General features: G+C 53.2%; 14 protein-coding genes, 2 rRNA genes and 1 pseudogene (1 of these 17 only partly in view). 10 read left to right on the top strand and 7 right to left on the bottom strand.

Annotation, left to right across the window (positions count from 1 at the left end; all coding sequences use genetic code 11):
* The 3 genes from ACTG1K_RS02355 to tcdA all read left to right on the top strand — a co-directional run.
* A 23S ribosomal RNA gene (locus ACTG1K_RS02355) occupies window positions 1–1266 on the top strand; it begins 1623 nt to the left of the window's first position.
* A gap of 120 nt (window positions 1267–1386) precedes the next feature.
* Window positions 1387–1501, top strand: a 5S ribosomal RNA gene (rrf, locus tag ACTG1K_RS02350).
* A 193-nt stretch (window positions 1502–1694) separates the two neighbouring features.
* Window positions 1695–2531: a tRNA cyclic N6-threonylcarbamoyladenosine(37) synthase TcdA gene (tcdA, locus tag ACTG1K_RS02345; RefSeq protein WP_043821393.1), complete on the top strand. Its 837-nt coding sequence runs from the start codon at window positions 1695–1697 to the stop codon at window positions 2529–2531.
* A 21-nt stretch (window positions 2532–2552) separates the two neighbouring features.
* Here tcdA and ACTG1K_RS02340 read toward each other — a convergent pair whose 3' ends face one another.
* Both ACTG1K_RS02340 and ACTG1K_RS02335 read right to left on the bottom strand, forming a co-directional pair.
* Entirely contained in the window at window positions 2553–2987 is a 435-nt protein-coding gene (locus ACTG1K_RS02340; RefSeq protein WP_041209816.1) for a SufE family protein, read from the bottom strand.
* 13 nt (window positions 2988–3000) lie between these two features.
* Entirely contained in the window at window positions 3001–4221 is a 1221-nt protein-coding gene (locus ACTG1K_RS02335) for an aminotransferase class V-fold PLP-dependent enzyme (RefSeq protein WP_440004767.1), read from the bottom strand.
* A gap of 181 nt (window positions 4222–4402) precedes the next feature.
* Between ACTG1K_RS02335 and rep the strand changes: the two genes are divergently transcribed.
* Window positions 4403–6415 carry a DNA helicase Rep gene (gene rep, locus ACTG1K_RS02330; protein WP_202003547.1) on the top strand — a complete coding sequence of 671 codons (2013 nt, stop codon included), beginning with the start codon at window positions 4403–4405 and terminating at the stop codon, window positions 6413–6415.
* A 2-nt stretch (window positions 6416–6417) separates the two neighbouring features.
* Here the strand turns inward: rep and ACTG1K_RS02325 are convergent, their stop codons facing one another.
* From ACTG1K_RS02325 to ACTG1K_RS02305, 5 genes are all read right to left on the bottom strand, one after another.
* Window positions 6418–8694 (bottom strand): putative bifunctional diguanylate cyclase/phosphodiesterase, encoded by a 2277-nt coding sequence (locus ACTG1K_RS02325; RefSeq protein ID WP_043821401.1) that lies wholly within the window; start codon window positions 8692–8694, stop codon window positions 6418–6420.
* An 84-nt stretch (window positions 8695–8778) separates the two neighbouring features.
* On the bottom strand, window positions 8779–9234 hold the full coding sequence (locus ACTG1K_RS02320; protein WP_041234042.1) for a c-type cytochrome: 456 nt from the start codon (window positions 9232–9234) through the stop codon (window positions 8779–8781).
* Between the two features lie 197 nt (window positions 9235–9431).
* Entirely contained in the window at window positions 9432–10460 is a 1029-nt protein-coding gene (tdh, locus tag ACTG1K_RS02315) for an L-threonine 3-dehydrogenase (RefSeq protein ID WP_005340852.1), read from the bottom strand.
* A gap of 54 nt (window positions 10461–10514) precedes the next feature.
* Window positions 10515–11705 (bottom strand): glycine C-acetyltransferase, encoded by a 1191-nt coding sequence (locus tag ACTG1K_RS02310; RefSeq protein WP_047439535.1) that lies wholly within the window; start codon window positions 11703–11705, stop codon window positions 10515–10517.
* A gap of 115 nt (window positions 11706–11820) precedes the next feature.
* On the bottom strand, window positions 11821–12465 hold the full coding sequence (locus ACTG1K_RS02305) for a TetR/AcrR family transcriptional regulator (protein ID WP_005340848.1): 645 nt from the start codon (window positions 12463–12465) through the stop codon (window positions 11821–11823).
* Window positions 12466–12623: 158 nt separating this feature from the next.
* On the opposite strand from ACTG1K_RS02305, the gene rfaD reads away from it, so the two are divergent.
* From rfaD to ACTG1K_RS02275, 6 genes and pseudogenes are all read left to right on the top strand, one after another.
* On the top strand, window positions 12624–13580 hold the full coding sequence (rfaD, locus tag ACTG1K_RS02300; RefSeq protein WP_040069912.1) for an ADP-glyceromanno-heptose 6-epimerase: 957 nt from the start codon (window positions 12624–12626) through the stop codon (window positions 13578–13580).
* A 118-nt stretch (window positions 13581–13698) separates the two neighbouring features.
* Window positions 13699–15459 carry a polysaccharide deacetylase family protein gene (locus tag ACTG1K_RS02295; protein WP_440004766.1) on the top strand — a complete coding sequence of 587 codons (1761 nt, stop codon included), beginning with the start codon at window positions 13699–13701 and terminating at the stop codon, window positions 15457–15459.
* A 3-nt stretch (window positions 15460–15462) separates the two neighbouring features.
* Window positions 15463–16020, top strand: a complete 558-nt coding sequence (locus ACTG1K_RS02290; protein ID WP_252656931.1) for an acyltransferase — start codon at window positions 15463–15465, stop codon at window positions 16018–16020.
* Window positions 16021–16029: 9 nt separating this feature from the next.
* The gene (locus ACTG1K_RS02285; RefSeq protein WP_252656933.1) at window positions 16030–16752 is read left to right on the top strand and encodes a glycosyltransferase family 25 protein; all 723 of its coding nucleotides are present in this window, start codon (window positions 16030–16032) and stop codon (window positions 16750–16752) included.
* Window positions 16749–17957, top strand: a complete 1209-nt coding sequence (locus tag ACTG1K_RS02280; RefSeq protein ID WP_440004765.1) for an O-antigen ligase family protein — start codon at window positions 16749–16751, stop codon at window positions 17955–17957. Before ACTG1K_RS02285 ends, ACTG1K_RS02280 begins: the two co-directional genes overlap by 4 nt.
* Before the next feature lie 104 nt (window positions 17958–18061).
* Window positions 18062–19122, top strand: a pseudogene (locus ACTG1K_RS02275) (acyltransferase family protein).
* Window positions 19123–19154: the final 32 nt, after the last annotated feature.

Here is a 19154-nt window from a genome sequence, read left to right as displayed (position 1 = left end):
CCAAGGCGCTTGAGAGAACTCGGGTGAAGGAACTAGGCAAAATAGAACCGTAACTTCGGGAGAAGGTTCGCTCTTGACAGTGAAGTCCCTTGCGGATGGAGCAGTTGGGAGTCGCAGTGACCAGATGGCTGGGACTGTTTATCAAAAACACAGCACTCTGCAAACACGAAAGTGGACGTATAGGGTGTGACACCTGCCCGGTGCCGGAAGGTTAATTGATGGGGTTAGCGCAAGCGAAGCTCTTGATCGAAGCCCCGGTAAACGGCGGCCGTAACTATAACGGTCCTAAGGTAGCGAAATTCCTTGTCGGGTAAGTTCCGACCTGCACGAATGGTGTAACCATGGCCATGCTGTCTCCACCCGAGACTCAGTGAAATCGAATTCGCCGTGAAGATGCGGTGTACCCGCGGCTAGACGGAAAGACCCCGTGAACCTTTACTACAGCTTGGCACTGAACATTGAACCTACATGTGTAGGATAGGTGGGAGGCTTTGAAGGCGTGACGCCAGTTGCGCTGGAGCCGTCCTTGAAATACCACCCTTGTATGTTTGATGTTCTAACGCAGGGCCCTGAATCGGGCTCGCGGACAGTGCCTGGTGGGTAGTTTGACTGGGGCGGTCTCCTCCCAAAGAGTAACGGAGGAGCACGAAGGTTGGCTAATCCTGGTCGGACATCAGGAGGTTAGTGCAATGGCATAAGCCAGCTTAACTGCGAGACGGACAGGTCGAGCAGGTACGAAAGTAGGTCATAGTGATCCGGTGGTTCTGAATGGAAGGGCCATCGCTCAACGGATAAAAGGTACTCCGGGGATAACAGGCTGATACCGCCCAAGAGTTCATATCGACGGCGGTGTTTGGCACCTCGATGTCGGCTCATCACATCCTGGGGCTGAAGTCGGTCCCAAGGGTATGGCTGTTCGCCATTTAAAGTGGTACGCGAGCTGGGTTCAGAACGTCGTGAGACAGTTCGGTCCCTATCTGCCGTGGGCGTTGGATGATTGAAGGGAGTTGCTCCTAGTACGAGAGGACCGGAGTGAACGAACCTCTGGTGTTCGGGTTGTCACGCCAGTGGCACTGCCCGGTAGCTAAGTTCGGAATCGATAACCGCTGAAAGCATCTAAGCGGGAAGCGAGCCCTGAGATGAGTCATCCCTGACCCCTTGAGGGTCCTAAAGGGCCGTTGGAGACCACAACGTTGATAGGCGGGGTGTGTAAGTGCAGCGATGCATTGAGCTAACCCGTACTAATTACCCGTGAGGCTTAACCATACAACACCCAAGAAGTGTTCTAAGGCTTGTAGCAAACCTAAGCGAACTACGAATTCAGTGATAACGACAAGCCACAAGCAACATCGTTACTCACGTCAGCTTTCTGGATTGAAGAATTTGCCTGGCGGCCATAGCGCCGTGGAACCACCTGATCCCATGCCGAACTCAGAAGTGAAACGCGGTAGCGCCGATGGTAGTGTGGCATTCGCCATGCGAGAGTAGGACACTGCCAGGCACCCAATTTAAGAACCCCGCTCATCGAGCGGGGTTTTTTATTACCTGCGATTCATAAAATCGTCTAATAACTGACCTTTTATTCCCTCTTCTCTGCCGTTTTCCCTGTTTTTCCTTCCCGATTTTCTCCGGTTCTGCCATCGCGGCTGGCGGTGGTTGCCGTTATAATGGCCGCACTCAAGCAAGGTGGTGGTATGAAAGCAGAATATCTACAGCGATTCGGGGGCATTGCCCGTCTTTATGGTCAGAATGCCCTGCGTTCCTTTAGCCAGGCGAAAGTCTGTGTGGTGGGGATCGGTGGCGTGGGCTCCTGGGCGGCAGAGGCGCTGGCCCGCGCTGGTATCAACCAGATCACCCTGATCGACATGGACGATATCTGCATCACCAACACCAATCGCCAGATCCACGCCATGCAGGGCACGGTTGGTCGCCTCAAAACCGAGGTGATGGCCGAGCGTATTCGCGCCATCAATCCTGATTGCGAAGTGATCGAGGTGGACGATTTTGTCACCGCTGATAACCTGGCCGAGCATATCAAGCGGGAGTTTGACTATGTGGTGGATGCCATCGATTCGGTCAAGGCCAAGGTGGCGCTGATTGCCTTCTGCAAGCGCAACAAAATCCCGGTGATTGTGGCGGGTGGTGCCGGAGGGCAGATGGATCCGACCCAGATCACTGTGGCCGATCTGGCTAAGACTATTCAAGACCCGTTGGCGGCCAAGGTCCGTTCCGATCTGCGCCGATTGCACAACTTCAGCAAGAATCCGGCGCGCAAATTCGGGGTGGAGTGTGTCTTCTCAACCGAGCAGCTGAGCTATCCGGATGGCAATGGTGGCACTTGCCAGGCCAAGGCAGCCAGCGATGGCACTATGAAGATGGATTGCGCCTCCGGTTTTGGCGCCGTGACGCCGGTGACGGCAACCTTTGGGCTGGTTGCCGCGTCCCGGGTATTGAAGAAGATTGCCGAGCGGGGCGCCCGCGCCGAGAAAGAGGCAGGGAATGAAAACGCCGGGTCGATTGGCGAAGCTTAATCGACCACTGAACAGAGCGGGTTAGACAGCCTGTTCCCGGATCGCCAGTACGATCGCTCTGAGCCCGTTACCTCGTGACGGGCTCAAGTGTTTCTCAAGTCCCAGTTCGGTGAAATACCCTTCCATATCAAATGCCTGGATCGCCGCAGACGATTGGTGGTTGAGTGCCGCCAGCACGATGACGATGAGGCCACGCACGATGCGAGCATCGGAATCACAGGCAAAGTGCCAGCAGCCATCCTCGCTTTGTTCTCCCTTCAGCCAAGCCAGGCTTTCACACCCCTTGAGGCGGAACTCCTCCTGCTGCCATTCGGCGGGTAGCGCTGGCAGCTGCTTGCCGAGCTGGATGATGAGCCGATACTGGTTCTCCCAGCCGTGGGCGGCGGCAAACTGCTGGCGGATGGTGTCGGCGTTGGGCTCAAGGCCAATCTGGGTATAGCTTGCGAGGTCACTCATTCGGTTGTCTGCCTTAGAAGAAGTCACTGAGTTTGTGCAGGGCGGCCAGCAGGGCGTCGACATCGTCCCGATTGTTGTAGCAAGCCAGCGAGGCGCGCATGGTGCCGCCGATCCCGAGCGATTCCATCAATGGCATGGCGCAGTGATGGCCGACTCGCAGGGCGATCCCCTGCATATCGAGCAGGGTGGCGGCATCTTGCGGGTGGATGTCGTCGAGCAAGAAAGAGACCGCACCGGCGCGTTGGCCGGGTTCGCCGACCAGACGTAGCCCCGGCACCTGTTGCAGGCCTGCGACCAGATAGTCTGTCAGCGCTTGCTCATGTTTGGCGAGCCATTGCCGATCTTGCCCCATCACAAAGTCGATGGCGGCGGCGAGGCCGATAGCGCCAGCAATATGGGGGGTGCCCGCCTCGAATTTGAAGGGCAGGGTATTGAAGGTGGTGCCGCTGAAACTGACCCGATCGATCATCTCGCCACCGGCTTGCCAGGGCGGCATCCGCTCCAATAGCTCGGTGCGGCCCCACAACACACCGATGCCGGTCGGGCCATAGAGCTTGTGGCCGGAGAAGGCGTAGAAGTCGCAACCGATGGCTTGCACATCCACCTCGAGATGAGCCACCGCCTGGGCGCCGTCGATCAGCGTCACGGCGCCAACCGCTTTGGCGGCCTCTACTATCTGGGCGACCGGATTGACGGTACCGAGGGCATTGGATACGTGGGCCACGCTCACCAGTCGGGTGCGTGGCCCCAGCATGGCGTGATAGGCGGCCAGATCGAGATCGCCCCGCTTATCGAGTGGGATAACCCGGATGACTGCGCCGGTACGCTGGGCGACCAGTTGCCACGGGACTATGTTGGCGTGGTGCTCCAGCGTGCTGAGGATGATTTCGTCCCCTGTCTTGAGTTCGTTCATCCCCCAGCTCTGGGCTACCAGATTGATCGCTTCTGTGGTACCACGGGTCCAGATAACTTCGTGGCTGCGGGGCGCATTGATAAAGCGGGCGACCGTTTCGCGGGCGGCCTCGAAGGCGCGGGTCGCGCGGCCACTCAGGGCGTGGGCGGCACGGTGCACGTTGGCGTTGTCGACCCGATAGTAGTGAGCGATGGCATCCAGTACCGCTTGTGGTTTCTGGGTGGTGGCGGCGTTGTCCAGATAGACCAGAGGATGGCCGTTTACCTCCTGCGCCAAGGCCGGAAACTGGCTGCGCAGTTGGTCGTGCTGTTGCTGATTCATGCTCCCCTCACTATCCGGAAAAAGTCATCATCTCGAAAGGTCGGCCATGATCCTGAAAATAGCGCCCGAACACAAGGCGCGATAAGCCGGAATGGCGGTTGTCTGCCTTGCATCAGGTACGGCTCGTCGGGTGATTTCTGGTACAATGCCGCCCCTCATCATAAGCCAAGAGATCCGGCCCATGAAGCTCAACCCCAATCAGAACGAAGCGGTCAAGTATGTTTCCGGCCCTTGCCTGGTGCTGGCGGGTGCCGGATCGGGCAAGACCCGCGTCATCACCAACAAGATTGCCTATCTGGTGCAGCAGTGCGGCTACAGTGCGCGCAACATCGCAGCGGTCACCTTTACCAACAAGGCGGCGCGGGAGATGAAAGAGCGGGTCGGCCAGACTTTGGGGCGTAAGGAGGCGCGGGGGCTGATGGTCTCCACCTTCCATACCCTGGGGCTCGATATCATTCGTCGTGAGCACAAGAGCCTGAATCTCAAGGCCAACTTCTCCCTGTTCGATGACACCGACCAGCTGGCGCTGTTGAAAGAATTGACTGAAGACGAGCTCGACAACGACAAGGACAAGCTCTCGGCCCTTATCAGCCAGATCTCCAACTGGAAGAACGACCTCATCCTGCCTGCTCGTGCCATGCGTATCGCCCGTGGGCCGGAAGAGGTGCTGATGGCCCAGCTCTACGAGCGCTATCACCGCCAGATGGTGGCCTATAACGCGCTGGATTTTGACGACCTCATCGTGATGCCGACCCTGTTGCTCAAGAGCAATCAGGAGGTGCGCGAGCGTTGGCAGAACAAGATCCGCTATCTGCTGGTCGATGAGTACCAAGACACCAACACCAGCCAATACGAGCTGGTGAAGCAGATCGTCGGCGAGCGGGCACGTTTTACCGTGGTAGGGGATGATGACCAGTCCATCTACTCCTGGCGCGGTGCCAAGCCGCAGAATCTGGTGCTGCTAAGCGAAGATTTCCCCAGCCTCAAGCTGATCAAGCTGGAGCAGAACTACCGCTCCAAGCGGCGGATCCTCAAGTGCGCCAACATCCTGATCGCCAATAACCCGCACGTCTATGATAAGGCGCTCTTCTCCGAGTTGGATGAAGGGGTGAAGCTCAAGGTGCTGTTCGCCAAGAACGAGGAGCACGAAGCGGAGCGGATCGCCGCCGAGATGATGGGACACAAGTTTATGAACCGCACCCGGTTCAAGGATTACGCCATCCTCTATCGGGGCAACCATCAGTCGCGCATCTTCGAGAAGGCGTTGATGACCAACCGGATTCCTTATCGCATCTCCGGCGGCACCTCGTTTTTCTCCCGCACCGAGATCAAGGACATCATGGCCTACCTCAAGCTGCTGGTGAATCCGGATGAGGACACCGCCTTTCTGCGGGTGGTCAACCTGCCGCGCCGCGAGATTGGCCCCACCACCCTCGAAAAGCTTGGCCAATACGCCAACCAACGTGGCAAGAGTCTGTTTGCCGCCAGCTTCGAGCTGGGGCTCGAGCAGCACCTCTCCGGCCGTGGCCTCGTGGCCCTGCAGGCCTTCACCAACTGGCTGGTTCGCCTTGGCGATCAGGCGCAGCGTGGCAATCCGGTGGAGGCGGTGCGGGACATGATCAAGGAGATCCACTACGAAGAGTGGCTCTACGAGACCTCCCCCAGCCCGAAAGCGGCCGAGATGCGGATGCAGAACGTCTCCACCCTCTATCGCTGGATCACCGAGATGCTGGAAGGGGATGAGCTGGAGGAGTCGATGACGCTGGCCCAGGTGGTCACTCGCCTCACCCTGCGCGACATGATGGAGCGCAACGAGGGGGAAGATGATGCAGATCAGGTACAGTTGATGACCCTGCACGCCTCAAAGGGGCTGGAGTTCCCCTATGTCTACATGGTGGGGATGGAGGAAGGCTTGCTGCCTCACCAGACCAGCATAGATGAAGACAACGTGGAGGAAGAGCGGCGTCTCGCCTACGTGGGCATCACCCGGGCCCAGACCGAGCTGACCTTTACCCTCTGCAAGGAGCGGCGCCAGTTTGGCGAATCAGTACGTCCGGAGCCGAGCCGCTTCCTGCTGGAGCTGCCGCAGGATGACCTTGAATGGGAAAACCAGAAGAAGGTGACTGCCGAGGAGCGCCAGCAGAAGGGGCAGGTCGGTGTTGCCAACCTGCGGGCGTTGTTCAAGAAGGATTAACCCTAAGGATTGGCCGGGGTCAGTAGCGGCACTATATCTGCTCCCGGCATGGGCGGAGAGATATAGCGCCCTTGCCCCATCCGGCAGCCAATATCGATGAGCTTCTGCAACTGCTGCTGGTTCTCGATCCCCTCGACGACCAGGGTGTAATCGAGATCCTGACAGATATCCCGCATGGCGCGGATCAGCGCCAAATCTTTGGGCGATTGCAGCATCCTCTGGGTAAAGCTGTCATCCACTTTGATGTAATCCACCGGGAAGTGGAACAGGGCGTTGAGGGAGGAGAAGCCGGTACCGAAATCATCGAGACTGATCTGGATACCCTTGGCGCGCAGCTCGTGCAGGGATGCCAGCGCATCGGAATCTTGCCGCGACAGCTCCCGCTCGTTGAATTCAAAAATCAGATAGCCGGGGGCGACCCCTTCCTCTTCGATAATTCCCATTAGGCGCATGATGTGGTCATGGTTGACCAGATGCTTGCCCGACAGATTGATGGCGACCTTGAACTTGCTCTGCCCGGAGATTGGCAGCCAGTTCTTCAGTTGCTGACAGGTGTGACGCAGGATCTGGTAATCCAGCTCCAGTATCAGACCGCACTGCTCTGCCAGCGGAATAAAGTCGAACGCATCCTTCAGAATCCCCTCCTCGGTCAGCCAGCGCGCCATCACCTCCAGTCCGGTCAGGCGGCTATCCTGCAGCCGGATCACCGGCTGGAAATAGGGGACGATACGCCCCTCCCGCAGGGCTCTGGCCAGCATCTCTTCCGGCGAATTCCAGTTCTGGTTGATGCAATCATCGGAGTAGCTGACGATGCGACTGCGACCATTGCGTTTGGCCTGATACATGGCCAGATCGGCCTGATGGAGCAGCTGGCTGATATCTGAGGTTTGCTCGGAGACGCTCGATACCCCAAGGCTGACGGTAATGCTCAACTCGTTGCCGAGTAGCCGGAACGGGTAGGAGAGACGGCTGATAATGCGGTTGAGTACCGGGCTGATGTCATCGTCGCTCTTGCTGCTGTCCAGATAGATGACAAATTCGTCGCCCCCCAGTCTGGCCACCAGATCGTTTTGCCGGATGCAGGTCTGCAGGCGGCGGCTCACCTCCTTGAGCAGCTGATCGCCAGCGCTGTGGCCGAGGGTGTCATTGATCTGCTTGAAGTGATCCACATCGATAAAAATCACCGCGAATCCCGGCGATTTGTAGCGGTTGTAGTGGGTCATGGCGTGGTTGAGGTGGTTCATCAACAGCGCGCGGTTGGGCAGCTGGGTCAGCGGGTCGTGAAGCGCATCGAATTGCAGCCGCCGTTCCAGCTCCTGATGCTGCTTGAGCTGCTTTTGCAGCCTGAGGTTGGTCTGACGCAGCTGTTGCAGCCGCTGGTTGATGGAGTCTTCGGTATTGATGTCGTTGAGCTGCTGGCGGATCCGTCTCAGCTCCAGCAGCAGGGTGAGCTGGCCACGCAGGAAGTCTAGAAACAGCTTGTCGTCGGTCTCCAGCGGTTGAGCCGTGCTGATGATGAAGTGGGCGAAGTACTGTTGTTGCAGCCGCAGCGGCATGCTGTGCCAGTAGCGTGACTCCCTGCTCACCTCGATATTGCTGGTGCTGTGGCATAAGCCACTGATGAACTCGTCTCCCTGATGGGGATGGGCGGGGTAGATCTTTTCCAGCTTCTGACTGGTTAACCTGACCAGCAGCATGTCCTCGATGGTGAGCATCTGGCGCAGTACCGCTTCCAGCTGGGAGAAGAGCGCCTGAGCCGGCAGGGTATTGGCGAGCCGCATGATGCGGCTGATGCTCTCGATTTTCTTTTTCCAGTTCGGGTCTTTGCGAATCAGCGGCGAAGGGAGCTCGGTGAGATGGGAGCCCGCCTGGGTTTCAGTCAGCCGTTTGGCCAGACACTCCAGCAGCAGACGCAGTGTCGGCAGGTCGGCTGGTGTGCCACGCGCCAGCAACCACTGTATCTGGCCATGCTCGATGGGGAAGACGCACCACCCTTCGGCCTCATCCAGCTGGGTGAGTTGATCGGTGATGCGGGACTGCTCACGGCCCAGCTGTTGCTTGAAGATGTCGCTGACCTTGTAGGCGTAAAGCCAGTTCAGACCGGTATCGGAGAGGCCCAGCATGCCGAAATGTTGCAGCGGGCAGAGTTGGTCAATCTGCTGGATCAGGGCATCGTAATCGTCAGACGTGGCGGTTTGTGGCGCCGGGAAGTCCATAATGGCAGAGACCAACGCCAACAGAGGAGTTGAGTAGTGGGGTTCGATGGATTGGGCCGACATGTGCAACTCCCGATATGTCTACCTTACAAGAGTAGTCGGAAGCCGATAGATTGAAAGGGCCGCAATTGCGGCCCTTTCAAATACTTACAGCTTGTCGATCATGTAGTGGATGGCGTTTTCAATCTCTTCATCACTACAGTTCGCACAGGTGCCGCGCGGAGGCATCATGCCGGACTTGCCGGTAAAGCCTTCAATGGCATGTTTCTTGAGAGTATCAATACCCTGGGCGATGCGAGGATCCCAGGCTGCCTTGTCACCCCGTTTGGGGGCACCGGCGGCGCCGGTGTCGTGACAGGCAAAGCAGGCGCCCTTGTATACCGTTTCGCCATCGCGGGGACCGGAAGAGGCGGCCGCCGTCGGTGCAGCACTCGCGCCGGCAATACCTTCCAGATCCTTGGCGGTATAGACCTGACCGATTGGTTTGATCCGCTCGGCAATGGCTTCCGGTGACATCTCATCGGCAGCAAGCACTGCCCCAGACAAGCTGGCGGCCGTCATCCCGACAGCCAGCAAATAGCTCAGTTTTTTCAACACGCTCATATACTCCCAGCAGTCTTTTATTATCCATGTAAACGACGGGATTATAACCGAATAGTTACAGCCATTTAAACGCTTGTGTGTGAAGTGTTAAACACTCTGCGTACAAAGTTTTGGGCGATATCACGGCAATTCGGGTGGTGGAGATAAAAAGAAACCCGGCATTCGCCGGGTTTCGGGTACCCAATGGGTGAAATGGGTTATTTGTCCCAGCTCAGGATCACCTTGCCGGAGTGGCCGGAGCGCATCGCATCGAACCCCTGCTGGAATTCGTCGATGTGGAATCTGTGGGTGATGATGGGGGAGAGATCCAGCCCGGACTGGATCAGGCTGGCCATTTTGTACCAGGTCTCGAACATCTCGCGGCCATAGATCCCTTTGATAAACAGCCCCTTGAAGATCACCTTGTTCCAATCGATGGCCATGGTGGAGGGGGGGATGCCGAGCATGGCGATCTTGCCGCCGTGGTTCATCTTGTCGAGCATCTCCTGGAAGGCGCTCGGGACGCCGGACATCTCCAGCCCCACATCGAAGCCTTCGGTCATGCCCAGCTCGCTCATCACGTCGGCCAGCTTCTCCTTGGCCACGTTGACCGCGCGGGTGGCGCCCATCTTGCGGGCTAGCTCCAGCCGGTATTCGTTGACATCGGTGATCACCACGTGGCGCGCACCCACATGGCGGCAGACGGCGGCAGCCATGATGCCGATGGGGCCCGCACCAGTGATGAGCACATCTTCACCCACCAGATCGAAGGAGAGGGCGGTGTGCACCGCATTGCCGAACGGGTCGAAGATGGCGGCCAGCTCGTCCGGGATGTTGTCCGGCAGCTTGAAGGCGTTGAATGCGGGGATCACCAGATACTCGGCAAAGGCGCCCGGGCGGTTGACGCCAACGCCAATGGTGTTGCGGCAGAGGTGAGTGCGCCCGGCGCGGCAGTTGCGACAATGACCGCAGGTGATGTGCCCTTCGCCGGAGACCCGATCGCCGATGGCGAAGCCGCGCACCTCCTGACCGATGGCGACCACTTCCCCAACATATTCGTGGCCGACCACCATGGGTACCGGAATGGTCTTCTGGGACCACTCGTCCCAGTTGTAGATGTGGATATCGGTGCCGCAGATGGCGGTTTTGCGGATCTTGATCAGCAGGTCGTTGTGGCCGAGCTCGGGGGCCGGCACATCCGTCATCCAGATGCCGACCTCTTTGTGCAGTTTGGAGAGTGCTTTCATGGCTGTTCCTTCAATATGAATGCAGAAAAAAGGGGCTGAGCCCCTTGATTCAAATCAGATAACGCCGAGTTCACGGCCGATGCGGATAAAGGCGTCGATCGCCTTGTCCAGCTGCTCGCGGGTGTGGGCGGCAGACATCTGGGTGCGAATGCGCGCCTGACCCTTGGGCACGACCGGGAAGGAGAAACCCACCACATAGATGCCGGCAGCCAGCATGCGGCTCGCCATTTCGGAGGCTAGCTTGGCATCCCCCAGCATCACCGGAATGATGGCGTGGTCGGCGCCAGCCAGAGTGAAGCCAGCGGCGCTCATCCGCTCGCGGAAGTAACGGCTGTTCTCTTTCAGACGGGCGCGCAGGTCGTGACCTTCCGCCAGCATGTCGATCACCTTGATGGTGGCGGCGACAATAGAGGGGGCCAGCGAGTTGGAGAAGAGGTACGGGCGGGAGCGCTGACGCAGCCAGTCGATCACCTCTTTCTTGCCGGAGGTATAGCCGCCGGATGCGCCGCCGAGCGCCTTGCCCAGAGTGCCGGTGATGATGTCGACCCGATCCATCACGCCGCAATATTCGTGGGTGCCGCGACCGTTTTCGCCGATAAAGCCGACCGCGTGGGAGTCATCCACCATCACCAGCGCATCGTATTTGTCCGCCAGATCGCAGATGGATTTGAGGTCGGCGATGACCCCATCCATGGAGAAGACGCCGTCGGTGGCGATCAGCTTGAAGCGGGCTCCATCGGCGTCAGCCTGCTTGAGCTGGGCTTCCAGCTCGGCCATGTCGTTGTTGGCGTAGCGATAGCGCTTGGCCTTGCACAGCCGCACGCCGTCGATGATGGAGGCGTGGTTGAGGGCATCGGAGATGATGGCATCTTCGGCGCCGAAAAGGGTCTCGAACAGGCCGCCGTTGGCATCGAAACAGGAGGAGTAGAGGATGGTGTCTTCAGTGCCGAGGAAGGCAGACATCTTCTGCTCCAGCGCTTTGTGCTGATCCTGGGTGCCACAGATGAAGCGCACCGAGGCCATGCCGAAGCCGTGGCTGTCGAGTCCCAGATGGGCGGCAGCGATCAGATCCGGGTGGTTGGCCAATCCCAGATAGTTGTTGGCACAGAAGTTCAGTACCTGCTCACCGCCGACGGCGATGCTGGCCTGCTGGGCGGAGGTGATGATGCGCTCCTGCTTGTACAACCCTTCAGCTTGCACCTGGTTCAGTTGCTCAGTCAGGTGACGATAGAATCCGTTAGACATCCTCGATCCTTATTGGCTATTTCAGCTGCGTATCAACAGAGGGCGACATTTTACTGCAATCTGTTGCGGCTAATTCAAATGATTGTGCTGATATTCAACAAATGTGAAACAGATCTCACCCAGCTGGTTGGGCCAGTTGACGGTAATGCTGTTCCAGCTGCTGGATTTGTCCGGCCACCTGAGGTTGCACATAGGGGCGCAGCAGGAATAGCACCTTCAACACCCCCTGATAGAGCAGGGGTTTGGTGATGCGGGTGTTGGGCGCCTGGGCAATCTGGAACGGGATCCAGCAGGTCACCACCATCTTGATGGTCTGGCCCAGATCCGGCAGGTCTTCATCGCTGACATCGATAATGCCGCCTTCGCGCAGGCTCCTGAGCAGGGCGACCACGGAGGAGCGCATCTGCTCCTGAGCCTTGAGGTACTTCTGTTGCAGCGGTTCGTCACGGCTCAGGATGTCCGGCAGGTTGGCGTAGAAGAAGCGGAACTGCCACATCAGATAGAAGATGGCATCCAGATAGCCCATCAGATCCTGCAGGGTGATCTCACGGTTGCGGGTCGGCACGAAGCTCTCGCTCAGGTGTCGGGCATACTGGTCGAAGATGGAGTGGATGATGTCTTCTTTATTGCGGAAGTGGTAGTAGAGGTTGCCCGGGCTGATACCCATGTGCGCCGCAATATGGTTGGTGGTGATGTTGCGTTCACCCTGATCGTTGAACAGCTCGGTCGCGCTGTGAATGATCCTGTCTCTGGTTTTCATCACTCATTCCTCCAACAGGCTCCGCTCGGGGCAGTTTTGAACAAGGTCGAATCCCCGGACGGCCCGTGATAAACTTTTCGGCAATTTCAAATTGGCTCACTATACACAGCTTTAACAAGCAGTCACATGTAGCCATCAACGTACGAGAGGCAAACTCCATGATCGTAGTAACTGGCGGTGCTGGCTTTATCGGCAGCAATCTGGTCAAGCAGCTGAACGCTCAAGGACGGACCGATATCGTGGTCATTGATGACCTGACCGACGGCACCAAGTTCGTCAACCTGGTCGATCTGACCATCGCTGATTACATGGACAAGGACGAGTTTCAGGCTCGCATCGTCTCCGGCGACGAGTTTGAAGAGTGGGACAACGGCATCGAGGTGATCTTCCACGAAGGTGCCTGCTCTGCCACCACCGAGTGGAACGGCAAGTTCATCATGGAGGTCAACTACGAGTACTCCAAGGATCTGTTCCACTACTGCATCGAGCGCGAAATTCCGTTTATCTACGCCTCTTCTGCCGCGACCTACGGTGGCCGCAACGACAATTTCATCGAAGATCCCAAGTTCGAACAGCCGCTCAACGTCTACGGCTACTCCAAGCAGCTGTTTGACCAGTACGTGCGCCGCTGGATGCCGGAGATCAACTCTCAGGTTGTTGGCCTCAAGTACTTCAACGTCTACGGCCCGCGCGAACAGCACAAAGGCTCCATGGCTTCCGTCGCCTTCCACCTCAATACCCAGGTGAAGAAGGGCGAGAATCCCAAGCTGTTCGAAGGTTGCGATGGCTTCCCGAACGGTGGCCAGATGCGTGACTTCATCTATATTGACGATGTCTGCAAGGTAAACCTCTGGTTCTGGCAGAACCCGCAGCACTCCGGCATCTTCAACTGTGGTACCGGCCGTGCCGAGCCGTTCCAGAACGTGGCCGAAGCGGTGATCAAGCATCATCAGAAGGGTTCCATCGAGTACATTCCCTTCCCGGATCACCTCAAGGGTCGCTACCAGAGCTTCACCCAGGCTGACATGACCAAGCTGCGCAGCGTGGGTTATGACGCCGAGTTCAAAACCGTTGCCGAAGGGGTAGCGGATTACATGGCTTGGCTCAACCGCTAACGGGTGAGCACAACGCGGCAGTTTGAGCGCAAAACCGGAAGTGGGCACTCGCCTGCTTCCGGTTTCTGGTCTCTGTAGCTGCTTGCCGTTCCTCTCTTCTCTACCGGGTAACCGCGCGATGAATATATTGATGGCACTCTCCCAGCTCGAGGTAACGGGAGCTGAGGTCTATGCCACCACGGTCGGTAACGAACTGACCCGGCGTGGTCACAACGTCTTTTATGTGTCAGATACCCTGACCAAGCCGACCCTTGGCCCCGTCTTCAAGCTTCGATTCAACAAGCGCAGCATCTTGCGCCGTTTCTGGCACGTCTTTTACCTTATCTATTTCATCAAAAAGCACCATATCCAGTTGGTGCATGCTCACTCCCGCGCTTCCGGCTGGAGCAGCTATGTGGCTTGCAAGCTGACTGGCACCCCGATGATCACCACGGTGCATGGTCGCCAGCCGGTGCACGCTTCGCGCAAGGCGTTCCATGCACTCGGCTATCGGGCGGTTGCCGTTTGTGAAGATATTGCCCATCAGATAGTCGACAATCTGGGAGTGGATCCCGCGATTGTGCAGGTGCTGCGCAACGGTATCGAAACCGACAAATTCCAGCCTGTGCCTGCGCCGGATAATCCAAAGCCGGTGATTGCCATCATTGGCCGTTTGAGCGGCCCCAAAGGGGAGCTTTGCTACCGCCTGCTCGACGAAGTACTCGATCTGGATGCCTGCAAGGTGCGGATTGTCAGCGGTACCAAGGTACCGGAGCGCTTTGCCCGTTTCGAAGGCCGTGCCGAGTTTGTTGGGTACGTCGATGATGTTCCCGCTCTGCTGGCTGGCAGCGATTTGGTGATAGGTGCCGGTCGGGTGGCGATGGAAGCACTGCTCTGTGGTCGGCCCGCCTTTGCCATTGGTGAAGCCAGGGCCATTGGTCTGGTGACCGAACAGAATCTGGACGAGGCGCTGGCGAGTAATTTTGGCGATATCGGCCCCAAGGATCTGGCTATCGATTTTGCTGCCCTGAAGGGAGAAATCGAGACCGCCTTGGCCAGCAAGACGGTGCCGGAAGTCATTCGCCAACGCATTCAGGATGAGTATGGCTTGCAGGGGGTAGTATCTGGTCTCGAAACCATCTATCAGGATGCCGTAGTCGAAACCCTGCGCCGCGAGATGCCCGTCATCATGTACCACCGTTTTATCGAGCAGGATAGCGAGAAAGGAGTGCATGGCACCTGGATGCCGATCACCATGTTCGAGAAGCATCTGCGACTGATGAAGTGGCTCGGATATGAGACCCTGACTTTCCGCGATTTGGCGGACAAAGGTTTTATCCACCGTCTGCAATACGGCAAGAAGTACCTGATGATCACTGCCGATGACGGCTATCAGGACAACCTGACCCGCATGCTGCCGCTGCTGGAAAAATATGGTTATAAAGCCGTGGTGTACGTGGTCACCGGTGAAGGCTATAACCGTTGGGATGTGGAGCATCCGACCAATCCTGACACCAAGGTTTCATTGATGAGTGGTGAGCAGGTCAAGGCGTTGGCCGCCAGCGGTCATGTGGAAATTGGTGGTCATACCCTGACCCATCCCCGCTTGAGTCAACTTACTGCCGAACAACAAGTCCATGAAATTCAGGAGAATAAACGCCAACTGGAGGCCCTGCTTGGCCATCCGTTGCTCTCGTTTGCCTATCCTTACGGAGACATCAACGACAGTGCTAAAGAGCAGGCCATAGCCGCAGGGTATCGTTTTGCCGTTGCCACCAACAGCGGCCCCAAAGCGATGCACCAGGACCCTTTCCAGATCCGCCGGATTGCTATCTTCCCCCGAACCGATGTGTTTGGGCTGTGGCGCAAAATCCGTGGGAATTATGTGTTTAGGAAGTAAGGTATGATAAATTTTCTTAAGCTATATGCACGTAATAAGGTGAGATGCCAATCTGGAAATACCATAGAGATTCTTGGTTCTGTCAGGGTCAGAAAGTGTCAAATAAAAATAAAAGGTTCTGGGAATAAATTAATACTACATTCCGGTGCCAATGTAAAAAATACCATTATTGAGATTGATGGTAATGATTGCGAGCTATCAATAGGTCGTGACTGTGTTATTGGTGAGGGATGCTATCTCTCATGCCGGGAGAGAAATATAGTATTAAACATAGGTGATCACTGCATGTTCTCTCGCAATGTTAGGGTTATGACATCTGATGGTCATGATATTTTGAAAAATCATATACGTATCAATCCCGCGAAAAATATAAAAATTGGATCACATGTTTGGTTAGCTGATGGAGTTACAGTCTTAAAGGGTGCCACCATTGGTAATGGTTCCATAGTTGGAGTGGGTGCATTGTTAACATCATCTATGCCAGCAAATTCTATGTCTGTGGGTATCCCAGCGAAAATAGTAAAAGAGAATATCACTTGGCAGGAAGATATTACTTTTTAGGAAACGTTCATGAAAATCTACGTAATTAGCCTCGTTAGGTCTAAATATCGTCGCCAACGAATCATGGAGCAAATGGCATCTTATGGTATTAAATTCGAATTTTTTGATGCAATAGATGGGAAACTTGAAAATCCACTTTTTACTGATTATGACTATAAAAAATGCCTTTGGCTCACTAGTGGGAAAATGCCAACGCGTGGTGAAATAGGGTGTTATGGTAGTCACTATTTATTATGGCTGAGGTGTGTCTCGCTCAATCAACCCATTGTGGTTCTTGAAGATGACGTTATTTTAAATGAGTCATTCAAAGATATTATTAAAAGAATAAGAGAGGATGTGGAACAATGTGGTTTTGTTCGTTTGGAGCCAGTGGTGAGAGGTAGGCTGCATACTGTTATTGACAAGGATGAATATAAAATATCCCTAATGGAGGATAACTTTGGTGGCACTAGAGGATACGCTATATCGCCAAGTTCTGCATCAAAGCTCATTAAGCATAGGTGGTCTGTGCCAGTAGATTGTTTTATCGGCTTACAATATTTACATGGAATGAAATCATTCGTTATTTTCCCATCGCTTATAACTCATAACGAGAAAATGGAAACAACAGTACAAACCGGATTTTCCCTGACCCATTGGTATAGAAAACCGACCAAAGAATTTTATTCTCTTTATAAAAAAATAAGAATAAAGATAGCATTTATTATAGCAACATGGAGTCTTGGTAAGTGAAAATAAAACCCTCATTATATTGGTGTTTTGATTTTTATTATATGTTGCCAATGCTTATATTGTCCTGCTTTACATTCACCACCTTTGGTGGAAAACATTACATATCAAGGCTTGTGGTTGTTATGTTTGTTATTTCGTGTGTTTTTTGTAGAAATACGATAATAAATAATCTTAAGAGAGCTGAGGTCAGGATAATACTATTTTTTTGGCTTTCTGTTGTAGTGTTTTTTTCACTTTACTGTATCTTTAGAGGTGAGCAGTTTAGTATGCCACGTACCATACTAGTGTCTATCCTATATATAGTAATTGTCCCTTGGCAAATGATTTCACTCAATATAGTAAGGCTGTCTATTGTGTTGGGTGGTGTTGCTGCTGGTATTTTAGGTGCGTATGAGTATGCTATTCTTGATATTTCTAGAATTGGTGGCGTTGTCAACCAGATACCTTTTACATTGTATGTCGCAATTACATGTGTGATTTCAATAGCTACATACCTGCAGTGTGATAATAAGTATTTGAAAACATTATCTATTATTTCTATTTTTGGCTCGGTATTTGCCATTATAATGACTGAAGTGCGAGGTGTGTGGTTGTCAATAATTCTCACAATAATATCTCTTGTGCTATTTCAATTGCAAAGATTTGGGGCTCGTCGTATTGCGTTGATAACGGTTGCCACATTAATTTTCCTTTTTGCATTTTATTCAATCCCTGAGGTATCACAAAGAGTTAATGTTACAAAGCAGGAATTTGTAGAAATATCTAAAGGAAACATGGATACCTCAATAGGCATCCGCTTTCAACTATGGCGCTCGGCAGTAGAAATAATAAAAGACCATCCATTAATGGGCGTGGGCACCAAAAAATATCCTGATTTAATGGGGCTGCAATATCAGCAAGGTATGATCTCCGAACTTGCGCTTTCATTTAAGGATGCACATTTTCATAACCAATACCTAGATAGCTATGTTCGCTATGGACTAATTGGTGTGTTAGCCATTATTGCTATTTTTCTATCACCATTTTTTTTATATGGAAAATTAGATGCGGGTGTTAAATATACTTGTTTGGCCATAGCCCTTATTTGTGTTTTTGCTGCACTGACAGATGTTCCGTTGATTCATACAGGAATAATTTATATATTAATTATATATCCAGCGGCAATATTTTTATCTTGTTCAAACAATGCGTCAGGTGAGGTTTGAAGTTATACATGGAAAAATAATATTCGATTAGGTATTATTAGCGGATATGGTAGTGACCTTAGTTGCTACTTTTCATTTATCGAAGTGTTGGAATTATATTAATCATGAGTTTAAATAAAAAAAGAATATATGGAATTGATGGCCTTAGATTTATTGCTGCAATATCAGTTGTGCTTTTTCATTATCTCAGCTATTCCGTTGATAAAACATTTTTGGAGGTTTTGAAAAAGTCGGATTTTGGCTGGTTAATATCCATTTCTAATTATGGTTTTTTGGGGGTGGAGTTGTTTTTTATGATAAGTGGATTTGTTATTTTATATAGTGCCAAAGGAAAGTCATGGCAGAGTTTTGCTTATTCAAGATTTTAAGAATATATCCAATGTTATGGTTGGCTGCGTCAATAACTTTTGTCTGCCTTGTTTTTCTTGGTTCGACAAATAAAGAGCCATCATTGTGGCAATACCTAACAAATCTTACACTGATGCATCGATTTATATTTAATCAACCGCATTTGGATGGCGTATATTGGACGTTAACTGTTGAGCTTAGATTCTATCTGATAATTGGTATTTTGATAGCATATAATTTGCTGACAGAGAAGAACATAAAATTGATAATGTTTCTATGGGCCGTTACCGGATTGATATATCTTTCTTTAGGGAAGAATGGAAATTTTATTACAAGTGGTACCTATTTTGCTGCCGGGGTTGGTTTTTATTATATCTGGAGTGGCGGGAGAACAATATATAACATTGGGTATATGCTTCTGACATTTATTATTAGTTCAATTTCAGTAGTCTTATCTCATGCATCAGAAGGTTTGTCACATGGTGTTCTCGTGATATTGATGTGTTCATTTTTTTGTATTTTCTATTTATTGGTTAATGGTTGGACACCTCCAATATCTAAAAAAATTATGACATGGTTGGGGGGGCTAACATACCCGCTATATTTACTGCATCAAGAGATTGGTTATTCATTGCTTCAATATATCAATAATGGTACAGGGTATATATACTATGCATTATTTTTGGTACTATTAATGTCACTTTTATCATGGGGTATATATTATTTGGTAGAACCTAGGTTAAATAAATATATTGATTTTACTTTGGGTCTTTTAGTAAGGAAATTTCGTGCTTCTAGTTTAACGATGAAGTGTTGAGCATGATTTTTTGAATGGATTTGTATATATTT

The organism is Aeromonas sp. 102P (assembly GCF_051920345.1).
In the GTDB taxonomy this organism is placed as follows: Bacteria; Pseudomonadota; Gammaproteobacteria; order Enterobacterales; family Aeromonadaceae; genus Aeromonas; species Aeromonas veronii.
The sequence above is the reverse complement of the archived record's forward strand: the minus strand, read 5'-3'. Positions and strand labels throughout refer to the sequence as shown.

Excerpts from the sequence above, each read along its gene's own strand:
- tcdA (WP_043821393.1), top strand. The coding sequence starts at position 1,695 with ATGAAAGCAGAATATCTACAGCGATTCGGGGGCATTGCCCGTCTTTAT.
- ACTG1K_RS02340 (WP_041209816.1), bottom strand. The coding sequence starts at position 2,987 with ATGAGTGACCTCGCAAGCTATACCCAGATTGGCCTTGAGCCCAACGCC.
- ACTG1K_RS02335 (WP_440004767.1), bottom strand. The coding sequence starts at position 4,221 with ATGAATCAGCAACAGCACGACCAACTGCGCAGCCAGTTTCCGGCCTTG.
- rep (WP_202003547.1), top strand. The coding sequence starts at position 4,403 with ATGAAGCTCAACCCCAATCAGAACGAAGCGGTCAAGTATGTTTCCGGC.
- ACTG1K_RS02325 (WP_043821401.1), bottom strand. The coding sequence starts at position 8,694 with ATGTCGGCCCAATCCATCGAACCCCACTACTCAACTCCTCTGTTGGCG.
- ACTG1K_RS02320 (WP_041234042.1), bottom strand. The coding sequence starts at position 9,234 with ATGAGCGTGTTGAAAAAACTGAGCTATTTGCTGGCTGTCGGGATGACG.
- tdh (WP_005340852.1), bottom strand. The coding sequence starts at position 10,460 with ATGAAAGCACTCTCCAAACTGCACAAAGAGGTCGGCATCTGGATGACG.
- ACTG1K_RS02310 (WP_047439535.1), bottom strand. The coding sequence starts at position 11,705 with ATGTCTAACGGATTCTATCGTCACCTGACTGAGCAACTGAACCAGGTG.
- ACTG1K_RS02305 (WP_005340848.1), bottom strand. The coding sequence starts at position 12,465 with ATGAAAACCAGAGACAGGATCATTCACAGCGCGACCGAGCTGTTCAAC.
- rfaD (WP_040069912.1), top strand. The coding sequence starts at position 12,624 with ATGATCGTAGTAACTGGCGGTGCTGGCTTTATCGGCAGCAATCTGGTC.
- ACTG1K_RS02295 (WP_440004766.1), top strand. The coding sequence starts at position 13,699 with ATGAATATATTGATGGCACTCTCCCAGCTCGAGGTAACGGGAGCTGAG.
- ACTG1K_RS02290 (WP_252656931.1), top strand. The coding sequence starts at position 15,463 with ATGATAAATTTTCTTAAGCTATATGCACGTAATAAGGTGAGATGCCAA.
- ACTG1K_RS02285 (WP_252656933.1), top strand. The coding sequence starts at position 16,030 with ATGAAAATCTACGTAATTAGCCTCGTTAGGTCTAAATATCGTCGCCAA.